The sequence below is a fragment of the Vibrio sagamiensis NBRC 104589 genome (assembly GCF_007990935.1).
GTDB lineage: Bacteria > Pseudomonadota > Gammaproteobacteria > Enterobacterales > Vibrionaceae > Vibrio > Vibrio sagamiensis.
In genome coordinates, this window is sequence record NZ_BJXJ01000020.1 from 70,477 (window position 1) to 85,150 (window position 14,674).

The following is a 14,674-nucleotide window of genomic DNA, read 5'->3' on the forward strand; positions in this document are numbered from 1 at the left end:
CGTTCGAGACCTTACAATCTAGATTTATTTAAATAATGAGAATATCAACTCAATGAGTTGCATACTTCACATCACCACGCTCATAGCAAGTAGCCGCCCATGTGTGTTTATCAATCACTTTTGCTCCAAATGGCCCATATAACCCCCACGCGACTGTAATGTCTTCGTCCCAACAAAGATCGCACTGTAATGCTTGTGTAGGGATGGTCATGTTTAAAATGTCGTGTGCTATGTTGTGGAGTGATGAAGGCTTGGCGCAGTAACAATTTTTACTACCTAATGGGTCTCGCAGTGTTAATGGGCCCACATATCGACGATAAAGCTTGGGAAAAACTTTCCGTAAACGCTGTTGTACTGCTTTCAGTATTGCTTGTTCGCCTTTAGCTTCAGCGTTTTTCATCAGCTTAACTAGACTATCTTGGTTATCGTATTGCCCCTGATTTATCTTTGAAAATAGAGCGTTTAGACGAACTGTTCGAGATGTTGCTATACTGGTATTAGGTGCTTTTGAGGGGGATGGAGGTTGAATAGACGCTATTTTTTCGCCATGTATTTTTCTAAGATGACGTTTAAGGTTTTTCTGTTTGATGGCCTTTTTACATTGAGGACACTCAACGAGTAGCTCTTTATCTTGTAGTGAACTACTCATCAACTACCTCAACAGTCATATGCTGAGCGCCATAATAAGTACCCTCATCAATGGTATAACGTAGTGTCACGCCACAACTCGGGCAGTCAAACTTTTCATTTGGCTCAATGCACTCGTCTTCAATCCAATCCCAACCAAAATGGTCTTCACATTCTGGGCATTGCATGGTGGTTCCTCACGTCTCACAACTCACCTAAATCCTTAGTGCATCTTCAATCTCGACACTAAGACTTTAATTAGTAATTGATAATTTAGCATGATGTGCAATTGAACAAATAGTCCTAAGATGCTTATTCTTAGCGTAGATCAAAGAATATTTGGTACGATGTGTGGAATATATGCGCATTGCGTTTTGTCTAAGCCGTTATTGCTCACCCAGCGGCTCACTAGCGTGGTGTAGAAATGGTATGAAATCAGGTGTCTCTCACGGCGTGGGCAGGGGAGAAGGAAGTCTTCTACTGTTTCACGATGGCTCTCGGCATCACACAGGCACTGCGGCTGACATCTTGCACTTTGAGGTTTTGCAGGTCACAAGACCTTAGCTTGCTATCAATAGCAAGATTGAACAGCGCCAACTTAAATAAGCGCTCTTCAAGCTCTAAGCGAATTCGAATCCGCTAAATATCTTTAGTTTGAACGCTTTCTTCTGACCGACTCGCTTACCTTTGTTCCAAGCTACCTTGGTGTACTCTTTACTTCATAAAAACCACGATCAAATAGACATAAATCAAAGTAAATCGAAAGCTGAGTGCTATTATGTGTGCATTGTTGCATATAAAGTAAACTCAAATGAACCAACAAGAACAACTATTCCTGAAAGAGCTTGAAAGTAAGCTCTGGACAGCAGCAGAAAAGCTGCGCTCAACGCTCGATGCGGCACAGTACAAGCATGCAGTGTTAGGTCTAATCTTCGTTAAATACGTTTCTGATGCATTTAAGTTGCGTCAGGATGAAATCAAAGCTGACCTTGCTAACCCAGAGCACGAATACTACCTAGATCCAGCCGACTTCTCTGAAGAAGAACTGGCTGAAGAGATTGCCAATGAACTAGAAGTTCGCGACTTCTACACCGAGAAGAACGTGTTCTGGCTGCCAACAGAGTCTCGCTGGCAGTTCCTACAAGATAATGGTCCTCGTGTGATTGGTGGTGCCGACCTTGAGATTGATGGCCCAAATCAGCAAAAAGTCACAAAGAAAATCACTTCTGTTGGTCACCTAATTGATAACGCACTTGAAGGTATCGAGCGCGACAACCCGAAACTGAAAGGCGTACTGAACAAATCCTACTCTGCTTTGAAGATTGACCAAGCGAAGCTGAATGAGCTAATCAACTTGATTGCCACTATTCCGTTTGTTCATGCAGACCTAAACAGTAAAGACATCCTTGGTCACGTATATGAATACATGCTTGGTCAGTTTGCACTGGCTGAGGGTAAAAAAGGAGGGCAATTCTATACGCCAGCCTCAATCGTATCTCTAATTGTTGAAATGATTGAACCGTTTGAAGGTCGCGTCTATGACCCTGCAATGGGCAGCGGCGGCTTTTTTGTGCAATCAGAGAAATTCATCGAGCGCAGAGCAAATCAAAAAGAACTCGACTCGCTAACGCAAAAGCAGAAGATCTCTATCTACGGTCAGGAATACAACCACACCACATGGCAGCTCGCGGCGATGAACATGGCGATCCGAGGTTTGGATTATGACTTTGGTAAAGAGCCTGCCAGCACTTACACCAATGACCAGCACCCTGATCTTCGTGCTGATTTCATCATGGCGAACCCACCGTTCAACATGAAAGAGTGGAACACAGGTGTTGATGATAACGATCCTCGTTGGATCTACGGCAATCCGCCTTCAGGTAATGCGAACTTTGCGTGGATGCAGCACATGCTTTATCACCTTGCACCGGATGGCTCGCAAGCCTTGTTACTTGCCAATGGTTCGATGAGCTCCAGTACCAATAATGAAGGTGAAATACGTGCTTCCTTAATTGAAAACGATTTAGTGGAGTGCATGGTGGCACTGCCGGGTCAGCTGTTTACCAATACCCAAATCCCAGCATGTATCTGGTTCCTAACCAAGAACAAAACCGCTCGCACTGATAAAGCAGGACGCAATCTGCGTGATCGCAAAGGTGAAGTGCTGCTTATTGATGCGCGTAACCTTGGTTATATGAAAGATCGTGTACTGCGTGATTTTACCCGTGATGACATTCAGAAAGTCGCTGACCTATACCATGCATGGAAAACAGGTAAAGAAGTCAATGGCATAGCTTACGAAGACCAAGCTGGCTTCTGTAAATCAGCAACCCTTGAAGAAATCACCAAGCATGACTTTGTCCTGACTCCGGGACGTTATGTTGGCGCAACAGAAGAGCTAGACGACGGCATTCCATTTGGCGAGAAGATGGCTGCGCTAACCGCTAAGTTGAGTGAGCAATTTGCAGAATCCGCAACGCTAGAAGCTGAGATCAAGAACAACCTAGCGGGGTTGGGTTATGAGCTGTAACTGGCCTAGAGTTCAGATTTCAGAAGTCTGTGAATTAATTGTCGACTGTGTCAATAAAACTGCCCCAAGAGTGGATTACGAGACACCGTTTAAGATGCTTCGTACACCTAACATAAAAGGTGGGAAAATATCTTTAAATGACTGTCGTTTCGTTGAAGAAGATACCTATGAAAAATGGACAAGACGAGCGAAAGTGTTGCGCGATGATGTCCTATTAACCCGTGAAGCACCTATGGGAGAGGTGGGCATTGTCGATTTTGACGATACTGTATTCCTCGGTCAAAGAATCATGCAGTATCGAGTGGATCGTTCACAACTTGATCCTCACTTTTTACTTTATAGCTTTCTGTCTAATGATCTTCAGCATCAATTTAACATGCATGAAGGCAGTGGCTCTGTAGTTAGTCATATTCGAGTACCTGACTGCTCAAAGTTTGAACTTAATCTACCTCCACTTACCATTCAAAAAGAAATTGCTGGAGTTCTAAAAAAACTAGATCGGAAGATTACTGTCAATCAACAAACTAACCAAACCCTAGAACAAATGGCACAAGCCATCTTCAAGTCATGGTTTGTCGACTTTGATCCTGTGAAAGCCAAGATGAATGGCGAGCAACCAGAGGGTATGGATGCGGCTACTGCCTCGCTATTCCCAGAAAAGCTCGTTGAGTCTGAACAGGGTTTGATTCCTGAAGGGTGGGTTGAAACCCCTTTATATGACATTGCCGAATATATAAATGGCGCAGCATATAAAAAGTTCGAACCTAACAACGAAGGAATCGGTCTTCCTATAGTTAAAATCGCTGAGCTGAAAGCAGGCATCACACAAAAGACGGGCTTTTCTAAAGTAGATATGCCCGCTAAGTATCGACTCGAAGATAACGACATGTTGTTTTCTTGGTCAGGTAACCCTGATACTTCAATCGATACATTTGTTTGGGCACTTGGTGAAGCTTGGCTTAACCAGCATATATTCAAGGTGGTTCCGAAATCAGTTTTAAGTCGCGACTATGTTCTGTGCTTGCTGAAATTTATGCGTCCAGTATTTGCCGAGATTGCTAGGGATAAGCAAACAACTGGATTAGGTCATGTAACAGTTAAGGATCTGAAGCGTCTGACAGTAGCTCTTCCTTCCGAAGAACTGTTGATCAAATTCAATGAAAAAGTTAGCGCAATCATTGCCCAAAACTTTAGCTTGGTAAAACAGAATCAAAACCTCGAAAAGCTTCGTGATACGCTACTTCCTAAATTGCTTTCCGGCGAAATCGAGTTAGAGATAAGCAAACCATTGGTTGAGCCAATCCCATGGCTACCTGATTTAGAGACAAGCAAACAAGAGGCTGAGGCTGTCTAATGGCAACCCAATTAGCAATGACCATAGAAACGCTTAAGGCGCATCCTGAGCAAAAATGTACTGCTCGGTCTGTTTATGGTTGCTTGATTCATCGTGCTTGGAATCAATAATAAGGGAGATAGTGGTCATGATTACAGAACACCAACTAGAACAGCTCTGTCTTGATTGGTTCGTAGACCAAGGTTACCTCTATAAAAATGGTTACGATATCGCCCCTGACGGTGATACACCTGAACGTGACGATTATCACCAAGTCGTGCTGAAACAACGCTTACTGGAGCGTTTAGAAGTACTGAACCCTGAGCTACCACAAGAAAGCTTGGCTGTGGTGGTGAGCACGGTGAGTACACCGGATACGCCAGTTCTGATTAAAAGCAACCGAGTTTTCCATAAATACCTGATTGAAGGTGTGCCTGTTGAGTACCCCGTGTATGAAGACGGGGAAACTGGTCAGTTAGAAACGAAGACCAAGCACACTCATGCGCGTTTAATGGACTTTACCAATCCAAATAACAACGAGTTTCTGGTTGTCAATCAGTTCACTATTACAGGTAAAAAGGGCAACCGTCGCCCGGATATCGTGGTGTTCATTAATGGTTTGCCTATTGCGGTTATCGAGCTAAAAAATCCAGCCAAGACGCATTCTGATATTTGGAATGCTTATAACCAGCTTCAAACCTACAAAGAAGAAATATCGGATCTATTTGTATTTAATGAAGCCTTAGTGATTAGTGATGGTTTCACTGCCAAAGTGGGTTCATTAACGGCAAATCAAGAACGATTTTTACCGTGGAAAACCGTTACAGATGAAGATGATAAACCACTGCTAAAGTTTCAGTTAGAAACCATAGTACGCGGGTTTTTTAGACCGGATTTGCTTTTAGATTACATTCGCTATTTCATCTTGTTTGAAACCGACCATGACAAAATTATTAAAAAAATTGCAGGTTATCACCAGTTTCATGCTGTTCGTGCTGCGGTAGAAGCGACCGTTAAAGCAAAACAGGGGGGTGATGATTTACCAATGGTGGCTGAAAGTGTTGGGAAGTATCAAGTTCAAGCAACGAAGAGTTTAGAAAACATCAAATCCGGTAGCGGTAAAGCTGGTGTGGTTTGGCATACTCAAGGCAGCGGCAAAAGTATCTCTATGGTTTGTTATGCCAGTAAGTTATTGCAGCAACCCGCGATGAATAATCCAACCATCGTTGTGGTTACCGACCGAAATGACTTAGATGGCCAACTTTACAATACCTTCAGTATGGCGAACGAGACGCTAAAGCAAATTCCTCAGCAAGCAGATGATCGTGAGGAATTGAGGGATTTGCTACTCAACCGTCAATCAGGCGGCATCATCTTCACCACGATTCAAAAATTTGCGTTATTGGCAGATGAAACAGAGCATCCCGTTTTATCTGAGCGAGTCAATATCGTGGTGGTATCGGATGAAGCGCACCGCAGTCAATATGGTAACAAATCCAAGTTAGTATCAATCAAAGATGATGATAATAATGTGATAGATTCTAAGTATGTGTTTGGGTATTCGAAATACATGCGTGATGCACTGCCTAATGCGTCTTTCATTGGCTTTACGGGTACACCCATTGCCGTTGATGACAAAGACACGCGTGGTGTGTTTGGTGAATATGTCTCTATATACGATATTCAAGATGCTGTCGATGATGGTGCTACGGTTCCCATTTATTATGAATCGCGCCTAGCAAAGCTTGATATCAACCAAGCTGAAATTGAAAACCTTAACGATCAAATTGACGATGAGATCAGCGAGGAAGATGAAACAGAAACGCGTGAAAAAATTAAGTCGCAATGGGCAACGCTCGAAAAGCTCGTTGGTGCAGAGCCTCGTATCAAACAGGTTGCTCAAGACTTGGTGGCACATCTTACCACTCGTACTGAAACGTTTCCTGGTAAAGCGATGATTGTTGCAATGAGTCGCGAAATATGTGTCGATTTATATAACGCGATTGTAGCGATCAAACCTGAATGGCACAGCGATGATCCTAATCAGGGTGCTATTAAAATTGTCATGACTGGCTCTGCTTCTGATAAAGAAAAAATGCAGCCTCATATTCATGATAAAAAAACAAAAAAGCTATTTGAAAAACGCTATAAAGACACCAATGATGATCTGAAGTTAGTGATTGTACGAGATATGTGGTTAACCGGCTTTGATGCCCCATGCTGCCATACCATGTACATCGACAAGCCAATGAAAGGGCATAACCTCATGCAGGCCATTGCTCGTGTTAACCGTGTCTTTAAAGATAAACCCGGCGGTCTCGTTGTCGATTATATTGGCATCGCCAGTGAACTTAAAAACGCCCTGAAAACGTACACAAACAGCCATGGTAAAGGGCAACCAACCGTTGATACTGCTGAAGCTTTCGCTGTCTTGATGGAAAAGATTGATATTGTTCGCGGGATGTTTGCTACGCCAGTTGATGACAAGGTATTTAACTACCGTCCTAACTTTGAAACCGAGGCTTTACGTTTGCTGCCGGGCGCGGTAAATCATTTATCAGGTTTGTCACATATCGATAGCAATGGCAAGGAAGTGCGCGATGGCAAGCGTCGTTTCCTAGATGTGATGGCCGCAATGACGAAAGCCTATTCGCTGTGTAATACCATGGATGAAACCCAAGGCTATAAAAATGAGATAGCCTTTTATTCTGCGATTAAGACGGCGTTTGTTAAGCACTCAACGGTTGATAAAAAACGCACTGATGAACAGCGTAACAGTGCGTTAAAGCAAATTTTAGATAATGCCATTATTGCTGATGGTGTGGATGACATTTTCTCGATGGTGGGGTTAGATAAACCGAATATCGGATTGCTTTCTGACGAGTTCTTAGAAGATGTAAAGAACCTAAAAGAGAAAAACCTTGCGGTAGAATTGCTTGAAAAGCTCTTGCGCGATGAAGTCAAAGCACGAATGAAAAATGATGTGGTGCAGGAAAAGAAATACTCAGATCGCATTCTAACGACGCTAAACAAATACCATAACCGTAGCATCGAAACTGCACAGGTCATTGAAGAGTTAATTAAATGGGCTAAAGAGATGGCTGCTGACGCTGAGATGGCGGCAGGGCTGAACCTGTCAGCGGATGAAATCGCTTTTTATCGAGCATTGGTTGCGAATGAAGCATCGGTACGAGTGTTAGGTGATGATAACCTTCGTCAATTGGCCATTGAATTAACCATACAACTGCGCAAATCAGCCACCGTTGATTGGCAAAAGCGAGAAAGCGTTCGGGCCCGCATGCGTAATTTAGTACGCCGGCTATTGCGCCGCTGGAAGTATCCACCAGATGAAGCTGAAGAAGCCATCAAGCTGGTTTTAGAGCAAGCAGAAGTGCTCGCTGACGGTTGGTATAAGTAATGAGAAAGGCAGGGCAGATACCCTGCCTTTTGAGTATCTATTCACATGTGGCTTTTATACAAGATCGAATAGTCACACCTTCGAGATAAAAAATATAATCCAAAATGAACCAAATTAGGTTTGTCCCCTAACCAATAAATGTCTAAAGACCTGCTAATAGGCAGGCGCACTTTATATGAGGATAGAGTAAAAATCTCGATATATTTTCTTTAATTTTTATTGGCTTATGATAAATTAAGCGAAAGTTGAGCAGTTAGAAAAATCGAGCCTGACTTTTATAATAATGTTATATTTTAAGGAGAGTTTGTGAGTAACGGAACACCACCATTTTCTAGTCAATTGTTAATCGCTGTAATTCCAATATTCTTAGGGTCGTTTCTTTTCGCAGGAGTTCTTGAAAGCTATAAGAAAGATCAAGGCATTCAAAAAGAACTTATAAAAGACTACTATAGGCCTATGAGAGATTTACAAGGTTCCTGTTCATCTTCACACAATGAGCTTTTTCTAAAACATGAAGAGTTATCTGGTTCTTATCAGCTTGTGTTTAATGAGTTAGTGCATATGTCTATGACACCTAGCAGTAAATTAGGCCGAGATTATGAAGCAATTCCACTGTCAATTTTCAAAGCAAACAATGAATTAAAAAAGAAGATTCAAGGGCTTAAAACGACAGTGGAAAAATGTAGAGCAGATTTGTTTTATAAATATGAAGAGCTTGCTTTAGCAACAGGTACATACCCAGAGTTTGTTAAATTAGCAGAAAAACGCGCAACCGAGATCAATGTTATCTATTCTGAAAGAACGAAGAAAGCGAAAGAAAATACAAAAGAGATAGACCCTAATAAGCTAATCCCATTAATGCGAGAAATGGTTTCTATAGATTTAACTGATGATGCCAATAAATTCAGGCTTATGGATAAAATGGAAAAAATATTTGAACCAACGAAGCAGCAAAGTTTAATTATGGCTGAGTCAGAGCAGTTAATATATCAAAAAGAATATGAGTTTTTTCAAAGTTTACACAAACTGTATGCAAACGAAATTAGCGAAAAGCATTCAGACGGTTTTTTTAGTTGGGTGTTTTAAAAATAAAAATAGTAGCTTAAACGTAAAAAACAGTTGCCCAGTCAGCACATTATTTTCTTCTTAGTAAAGTATTTATTTTCTACATTTCTATCAATAAGTTAAATTCTTATTTAGTAATGTCGCTGACAACCTTTTGTCCAAAAGTATGCTTTACCTGTAGTTATCCTAGGGAGAAACATTGTAACCTTTGTAAAACTGTGCGCCATTTTGTAATCTAATATCCACCACCATGAATTAACCCTCTGTTTTTAAATTGAAATACAATTATAAAGGTTGCATAATGAGAGTATGAAAAACCGCTAAAAATTGTATAGAAAGCACTATCTGATATGAGGTAGTTGATAGTATGGAAAGTCATGCAGTTAAAGAAATAATTGAAGCAGAAGAGAAGTTAAAAACTGCAATGCTCAATTCAGATGTAATTGCCTTTAAAGACTTATTGTCTGATGATTTGATATTTATTAATCACCTTGGTCATCGAACTTCCAAACAAGAAGATATAGCACTGCATAGTTCAGGCTTACTAGTTATTAAGTCGATTCGATACCATGATTTTCAAGTCGTCCCTCAGAAGAATGTCGTTTTGGTTTACGTAAACGCGGAAATTAAGGGCAGTTATGATGGGGCTTTAGCAAACGGTAAGTTTGCCTTCTCTCGTGTTTGGACAAGGCGTGAAGGTAACTGGCAGGTTATCTCCGCGCACTCAACAGTTATCACAGAAACGAACTGTTAAAAAGGGATTTATGTGCCTAGATAGATCAACAGGTGTACATCAATCTTTTCAATTAACCTTCGGCCGAACCTATCCCTGTCTGAACCAATTCAATTTCTACAACGCAAGGGCGACCACTTCCAGCGACGGTGCGCGGTGCTCCAGTTTTAGGGGCAACAACTTTACAGCGTCTTAAGAAAGCTAGCGCGTACCGTGTGGGCCGATATAGGTATTAAGTTCCAATATCTTAAGCTGTGAGTTTTGATAAATGTTGGTCAGAACTTATAGGAACCTAGAAGAATATCATGTATTTTTACGGCAATTCATTACTTTAAAATCAGAGAGATAGAATGGGCTGTAAGACTGTTGGGACAAGTTGGTATCCGTTAAGTGAATCTATGTTTGCTAAGCGAGCAGATAAAACACTCGTTAGTGAAAAAAATAGTGGGCTTCCTAGCGAACTCCATGAGTTTTTTGGCATCGATACAACAGTGAAAAGGCAGGTTATCGAGTTGGAAGTCAACGGTAAGTTGATAAGCGCTAATGTTACGCGCAAAGACTCATCTAGGTATCAAATAAACCTGAGTGCGATCATTGCAGAGTTATTTCCTCTGAAATTCGAAATTGACAAAGAAGTACTGATTTTTGAAAAGCATACATCCAAAGTTAAGGTGTGCCTTTCTAACCTAAATTTGATTTATAAAAATTACTTTTTTAAGAGCCTGGAGGAGTGGCACTTAAAACGTCTTCAGTGGGCAATTCAGAAACAGGGGGAAATTATACCTTGGAAAGATTTAAATCAATCTGACTTCATGATTTGCTCAACTGCGAAAGGTATATATAAGCCCAAAGATATGCCCTTTGCATTGTCAGTAAAGCAAACGCTCAGTAGCCCATATGCCGATGAATTACCTGTTTATGACGACGATGGGAATTGGAGCTATAAGTATTACCAGGAAGGTGAACCAAATACTAAAGCCGATAATTATGCAACCAACCAAGGTTTAAATTACTGCAAGCTTAACAATATTCCAGTTGTGGTTTGCATTCAGGAAACTCAAAAGCCACAACCTGTAACTTATAAGGTCGTAGGTATTGGTCGAGTTGCGTCTTGGAAGGATGGAGTTTTTTCTATTCAAAGTATAAAAACCCTCACGTATAAACGTCATCAAGATGTAGCTCTTGATGAGATCGCTGATTCACGAAGTGTAAATAACCAATATGATCCGAGAAATGAACAAGATGGGCGCGAACGAACTTATCGACAGATAGTCGCAAGACGCGGGCAAGCAGCTTTCAGACGTTCATTGTTGAGAGCTTATAACTCTTGTTGTGCTATTACTGGAACAAGCATTGAAGGTGTTCTGGAGGCAGCTCATATAACGCCATATAACGGTGCTGATTCAAACCATGTTACCAATGGCATTCTATTGCGAGCTGATATACATACTTTATGGGATCTGGACCTATTAGCGATTGACGAAGAGACATACACAGTTTTGATTGCTGATGAGCTAAAAAGCAGTGTTTATTCTGATTTGGAAGGGAAGATGGTTTCACTACCCAAAGATATAAATGATAGACCATCGAAGGCTTGCTTATCCATACATAGGAATGCTTTTGGTCTTTAGGTACCTCTGGCTCCTCAAGTGTTGCAAACGCGGGTACATCTCGCGAAATGAAAATTTTTCGGGCCATATGGCCACCACCACTGGCAAGCCGCTTAATGGTGAAAATTGAGCTTAAGTACTGAGAGTGATGCGTAACGCTGAGTTGTAATCTCAACTTGTTTGCTTAAAAAAACGCGTGGTACAAATACCACGCGTTGCGAATCACTCTTAAACAGATTGTTATATGCATTATTTTAGAACAAACCCTTTATCGAGATACATAACCTCAAATTGATTTCCTTTGCTAAATAGTTCCGTACATACGCGCTTGTAACCAGCGACTAATCCATCACGTTCAGGAGAACTTTCAGAGTTAATGGTGAAATAAAAGCGATTAATACCGAGTTTATTTCCAATAGCCACACCTTCCAAGAGAGTTTTTACCGCATATCCTTGACGCCTTATTGACTGATCCATCACCACTGCAAAAAAGTGAATTCGACTCATTGGCTTCTCCCAGTAAAAGTAGCGAAAACCTAATATATTCCCTGATTCATCCTCTACAGCTAACAAATAATTCAGTTCCTTTTTAGCAGAGGTTGGATCAAACTTTTCTAAGAAGTTCGTATGACTATACACATAGGAATAGAAATCCTGTGCAACGTTTTCTGTCATACGCGAGTCGTAGTTACTTTCCAATAAGTCTTGTACCAAATACTGTACTATTTTCATCTACTTCCTCTGATGCAAAATTGTATCAATGTATATAACGCCCTGTTAAGGTGTGAGCAACATAATACTGAGACTACCCCGTACCACCTTAAATACTAAACGCAACGCATAGCAAAAATGCCAAGTGTTGCGAACCACTCTTAAATTGCTTGTTATGTTTGTACTACAATGTTAAGAGCAATTACATCAAGTTGTCCTAACTCATTAAAGTTAAGCCGAAAGTGCTTGTAACATTCGTCGCTATTGATTATTTCTGACTGGACATGTTGCTTGAGCCAAAGAGATGAGCATATTTCATAGCAGCTGTCGTCTTGCTCTCCCTCTAGTAAATCAAATATCATCTGCCACTTGCATGCGACGTGATCGACAAAATATAGTTTTACAGTTTTTTCCTGCCAATCTTTAAACTCAGCTCTTAAATCGCCATCTTCTTGATGGATTTCAGGATATTCTGCATCTGAAGTAGAAAACCCCAAATCTTGCATTTTAACTGTTTCCATATCCCCTCCGAGCCCAAAGAACATAACACTTTTTATACGGCGATTATCCGCATTTAGAGGACGAATAATGCCGCCTTTCTTCACCTGATTCAACAGTTAATCAATAGGTTAGTGATAAATAAGAGGTGTTAGATTGCATTATGTTGCTTAGCCTTGATACCTCTGCATAATAAGTCGAAGGATTATAAGAGGGTGGAGCTTTGGGGCAGATTGGGGTAATTGTTAAAACCAACTTTGACATTTGGGACACTTTTGGCCAATACTCTTGTGACATATCAGTAAATAAAGCGGCCATCTGGCCGCACTTAACACACCTTTAATTGATTACCTTTTTCATAGCACAAAATTTAAAAGAAAATGGCTTGGATTGTATACCATTAGTGCCAAAGTATTGTTCAAACATAAATTCTTCAAACTCTTCGTTTTCCGTTAAATTTTTATCGCCGTAATCTTGCATTCCTAAAGGAGAGCTAAAATAAAATTTAGTGCATGGCCTTAATTTAATAAAAGGGCTTATTGAGAAAAATTCAGGATCTTCATAAAATCCAATCCAAAGATAGCAGTTACTTAATAAAACAAGAAAAATTATTATTTTTTTTATCATTCCGGTGCACTCAGAGAAAAATTACTACGTAATTTATTTACTTCATCAATACCAAATTGCCCTGGGCATGTTCTTTCTTGTCCTAAGACCTCAGCATATTCACGATGCCCACCTAAATATTTTATATCAGGGAAGTAATTTAAAATACTAGTAATTAATGATATTAGTGATTTATGTATTGTTACAGGTACCTCGCCAACTTCATCAAAGTCAAGTTGATCAATCCATGTACTAATGTTGTTAATTTTTAATTCAGCTTCACCTCTGGTAGAAAAGTCACCAATCATTACTATTCCAATCTTTTTTGTATTTGCTCTGGCTACATGAGTTCCTTTGAAAATTAAAGGACGTCCCTCAAATATTTGACCATCACAATTTATTGCATAGTGATAACCAATATCATCATACTTTTCTAAATGTTCATTTTGAATATCTGCAATATTGTTAGAACAACCGAAAGAATTACCTGCGTGATGTAAAACAATAGAATCAAAGTCCCAATCAGGACTTAATGGACTTTTGGCTGATTTTGCATCCCAATCTTTCCTTATGACTATATTGTTCTCTGATAATATCTTTTTCATAATAGGAATTCTTTCATCAGTGTATGTTTCCGCTCCATCACCCACTTTTTTTACCTGAGGTTTTTGTTCATTCTTTACGTCCTCTGTACTAGGAGTCATTTCATTATTTATTTTATCAATAAGAGTTTGTGCCCCTTTACTGCCTGAATCCTTCGATTTTATGAGGTTTTCTTCAAATACCTTAGATTTTTTAATAGTTTCATCTGAATACTTACGTTGTGCTTCATATCTTGAAGGATACTCAGTTCGAATCAGTTTATTTGATGAAAGTATAGGATTGTGACCCATTGCTTTCAGTGTTGCAGTTTGGCCATTAAACATTTCAACAGCTTGATCGTAGGTAACATGGCAAGTTTCCCAATACATGGAAGTTCGACTAGGAAAGGGATAATTAGGACTAGAAGACATAATAAACCTTTTATTAATTTATAAATAATGCAACTTTACCAAAAATAAATATTTAATTATGTTTATAACCATAGACATAATGAAGTTTCTTATATTCATTTTGATCTTCGAATGTACTTAGTAGCGGAGTATTATTATCTTGATTCCTACGAATGATAAATCGAAGGATTATGAGAGGGTAAGAACAGGTTCAATCTATGGGACAATTTGAGTTAATTTCACTAGCTGTACTGGTTCAAAGGACGAGTATTCAAAACAAAGGCGTTCGCGTTCAAGTTGAATCTTATAGTAATTTTTTCTTGATTAGTTCATACTATCAATGAGTTAGTGATGAAATTTGACGACAAAATAGTTATCACGATTCTTTGGGACAATCGGCAAGACCAACTTCGGCCTTTGGGACAATTTGGGTGGTAGAATGGAGCAATATATTCCACCGATACAAAAAAGGCGCTCTGATGAAGCGAGCGCCTCTCTTAAATTTTCACTGGAAAACAGTCACTATTTTTTACGGCAGTATTCCGCGATAA

General features: G+C 40.1%; 12 protein-coding genes and 2 pseudogenes. 6 read left to right on the forward strand and 8 right to left on the reverse strand.

The features are described 5' to 3' along the window. Nucleotides 1-49: 49 nt before the first annotated feature. The 3 genes and pseudogenes from VSA01S_RS11365 to VSA01S_RS20325 form a co-directional block, all read right to left on the reverse strand. Nucleotides 50-649 carry a hypothetical protein gene (locus VSA01S_RS11365; protein WP_050567400.1) on the reverse strand — a complete coding sequence of 200 codons (600 nt, stop codon included), beginning with the start codon at nt 647-649 and terminating at the stop codon, nt 50-52. Further along, nucleotides 642-815, reverse strand: a complete 174-nt coding sequence (locus VSA01S_RS20005; protein ID WP_167325147.1) for a hypothetical protein — start codon at nt 813-815, stop codon at nt 642-644. Before VSA01S_RS20005 ends, VSA01S_RS11365 begins: the two co-directional genes overlap by 8 nt. 66 nt (nt 816-881) lie before the next feature. Continuing rightward, nucleotides 882-1,274 (reverse strand): annotated as a pseudogene (locus tag VSA01S_RS20325) (site-specific integrase). 164 nt (nt 1,275-1,438) lie between these two features. On the opposite strand from VSA01S_RS20325, the gene VSA01S_RS11375 reads away from it, so the two are divergent. The 5 genes from VSA01S_RS11375 (at nt 1,439) to VSA01S_RS11395 (ending at nt 9,727) form a co-directional block, all read left to right on the forward strand. Continuing rightward, nucleotides 1,439-3,157, forward strand: coding sequence for a type I restriction-modification system subunit M (locus VSA01S_RS11375; protein WP_039982290.1), 1,719 nt, complete (start codon nt 1,439-1,441; stop codon nt 3,155-3,157). Continuing rightward, the gene (locus VSA01S_RS11380) at nt 3,147-4,511 is read left to right on the forward strand and encodes a restriction endonuclease subunit S (protein ID WP_083932291.1); all 1,365 of its coding nucleotides are present in this window, start codon (nt 3,147-3,149) and stop codon (nt 4,509-4,511) included. The genes VSA01S_RS11375 and VSA01S_RS11380 overlap by 11 nt, the downstream gene beginning before the upstream one ends. A 127-nt stretch (nt 4,512-4,638) precedes the next feature. Then, nucleotides 4,639-7,908, forward strand: coding sequence for a type I restriction endonuclease subunit R (locus VSA01S_RS11385; RefSeq protein WP_039982291.1), 3,270 nt, complete (start codon nt 4,639-4,641; stop codon nt 7,906-7,908). A 306-nt stretch (nt 7,909-8,214) separates the two neighbouring features. Further along, complete coding sequence (locus tag VSA01S_RS11390) at nt 8,215-8,994, forward strand: hypothetical protein (protein ID WP_039982292.1); 780 nt, start codon at nt 8,215-8,217, stop codon at nt 8,992-8,994. Nucleotides 8,995-9,340: 346 nt separating this feature from the next. Beyond that, the gene (locus tag VSA01S_RS11395) at nt 9,341-9,727 is read left to right on the forward strand and encodes a nuclear transport factor 2 family protein (protein WP_039982293.1); all 387 of its coding nucleotides are present in this window, start codon (nt 9,341-9,343) and stop codon (nt 9,725-9,727) included. 38 nt (nt 9,728-9,765) lie between these two features. Here the strand turns inward: VSA01S_RS11395 and VSA01S_RS11400 are convergent. Beyond that, nucleotides 9,766-9,899: pseudogene (locus VSA01S_RS11400) on the reverse strand (ISL3 family transposase); the annotation flags it as partial. A 157-nt stretch (nt 9,900-10,056) separates the two neighbouring features. Between VSA01S_RS11400 and VSA01S_RS11405 the strand changes: the two are divergent. Next, nucleotides 10,057-11,337: an HNH endonuclease gene (locus tag VSA01S_RS11405; protein ID WP_227739646.1), complete on the forward strand. Its 1,281-nt coding sequence runs from the start codon at nt 10,057-10,059 to the stop codon at nt 11,335-11,337. A 228-nt stretch (nt 11,338-11,565) separates the two neighbouring features. Here the strand turns inward: VSA01S_RS11405 and VSA01S_RS11410 are convergent, their stop codons facing one another. From VSA01S_RS11410 to VSA01S_RS11430, 4 genes are all read right to left on the reverse strand, one after another. Then, a complete protein-coding gene (locus VSA01S_RS11410) occupies nt 11,566-12,048 on the reverse strand; it encodes a GNAT family N-acetyltransferase (RefSeq protein WP_039982295.1) in 483 nt (160 codons plus the stop codon). 152 nt (nt 12,049-12,200) lie between these two features. Then, on the reverse strand, nt 12,201-12,548 hold the full coding sequence (locus tag VSA01S_RS11420; protein WP_039982307.1) for a hypothetical protein: 348 nt from the start codon (nt 12,546-12,548) through the stop codon (nt 12,201-12,203). Nucleotides 12,549-12,864: 316 nt separating this feature from the next. Further along, entirely contained in the window at nt 12,865-13,152 is a 288-nt protein-coding gene (locus VSA01S_RS11425) for a hypothetical protein (RefSeq protein WP_039982296.1), read from the reverse strand. Next, nucleotides 13,149-14,144: a peptidoglycan recognition protein family protein gene (locus tag VSA01S_RS11430; protein ID WP_083932292.1), complete on the reverse strand. Its 996-nt coding sequence runs from the start codon at nt 14,142-14,144 to the stop codon at nt 13,149-13,151. The genes VSA01S_RS11425 and VSA01S_RS11430 overlap by 4 nt, the downstream gene beginning before the upstream one ends. Nucleotides 14,145-14,674: the final 530 nt, after the last annotated feature.

Excerpts from the sequence above, each read along its gene's own strand:
- VSA01S_RS11365 (WP_050567400.1), bottom strand. The coding sequence starts at position 649 with ATGAGTAGTTCACTACAAGATAAAGAGCTACTCGTTGAGTGTCCTCAA.
- VSA01S_RS20005 (WP_167325147.1), bottom strand. The coding sequence starts at position 815 with ATGCAATGCCCAGAATGTGAAGACCATTTTGGTTGGGATTGGATTGAA.
- VSA01S_RS11375 (WP_039982290.1), top strand. The coding sequence starts at position 1,439 with ATGAACCAACAAGAACAACTATTCCTGAAAGAGCTTGAAAGTAAGCTC.
- VSA01S_RS11380 (WP_083932291.1), top strand. The coding sequence starts at position 3,147 with ATGAGCTGTAACTGGCCTAGAGTTCAGATTTCAGAAGTCTGTGAATTA.
- VSA01S_RS11385 (WP_039982291.1), top strand. The coding sequence starts at position 4,639 with ATGATTACAGAACACCAACTAGAACAGCTCTGTCTTGATTGGTTCGTA.
- VSA01S_RS11395 (WP_039982293.1), top strand. The coding sequence starts at position 9,341 with ATGGAAAGTCATGCAGTTAAAGAAATAATTGAAGCAGAAGAGAAGTTA.
- VSA01S_RS11405 (WP_227739646.1), top strand. The coding sequence starts at position 10,057 with ATGGGCTGTAAGACTGTTGGGACAAGTTGGTATCCGTTAAGTGAATCT.
- VSA01S_RS11410 (WP_039982295.1), bottom strand. The coding sequence starts at position 12,048 with ATGAAAATAGTACAGTATTTGGTACAAGACTTATTGGAAAGTAACTAC.
- VSA01S_RS11420 (WP_039982307.1), bottom strand. The coding sequence starts at position 12,548 with ATGGAAACAGTTAAAATGCAAGATTTGGGGTTTTCTACTTCAGATGCA.
- VSA01S_RS11425 (WP_039982296.1), bottom strand. The coding sequence starts at position 13,152 with ATGATAAAAAAAATAATAATTTTTCTTGTTTTATTAAGTAACTGCTAT.
- VSA01S_RS11430 (WP_083932292.1), bottom strand. The coding sequence starts at position 14,144 with ATGTCTTCTAGTCCTAATTATCCCTTTCCTAGTCGAACTTCCATGTAT.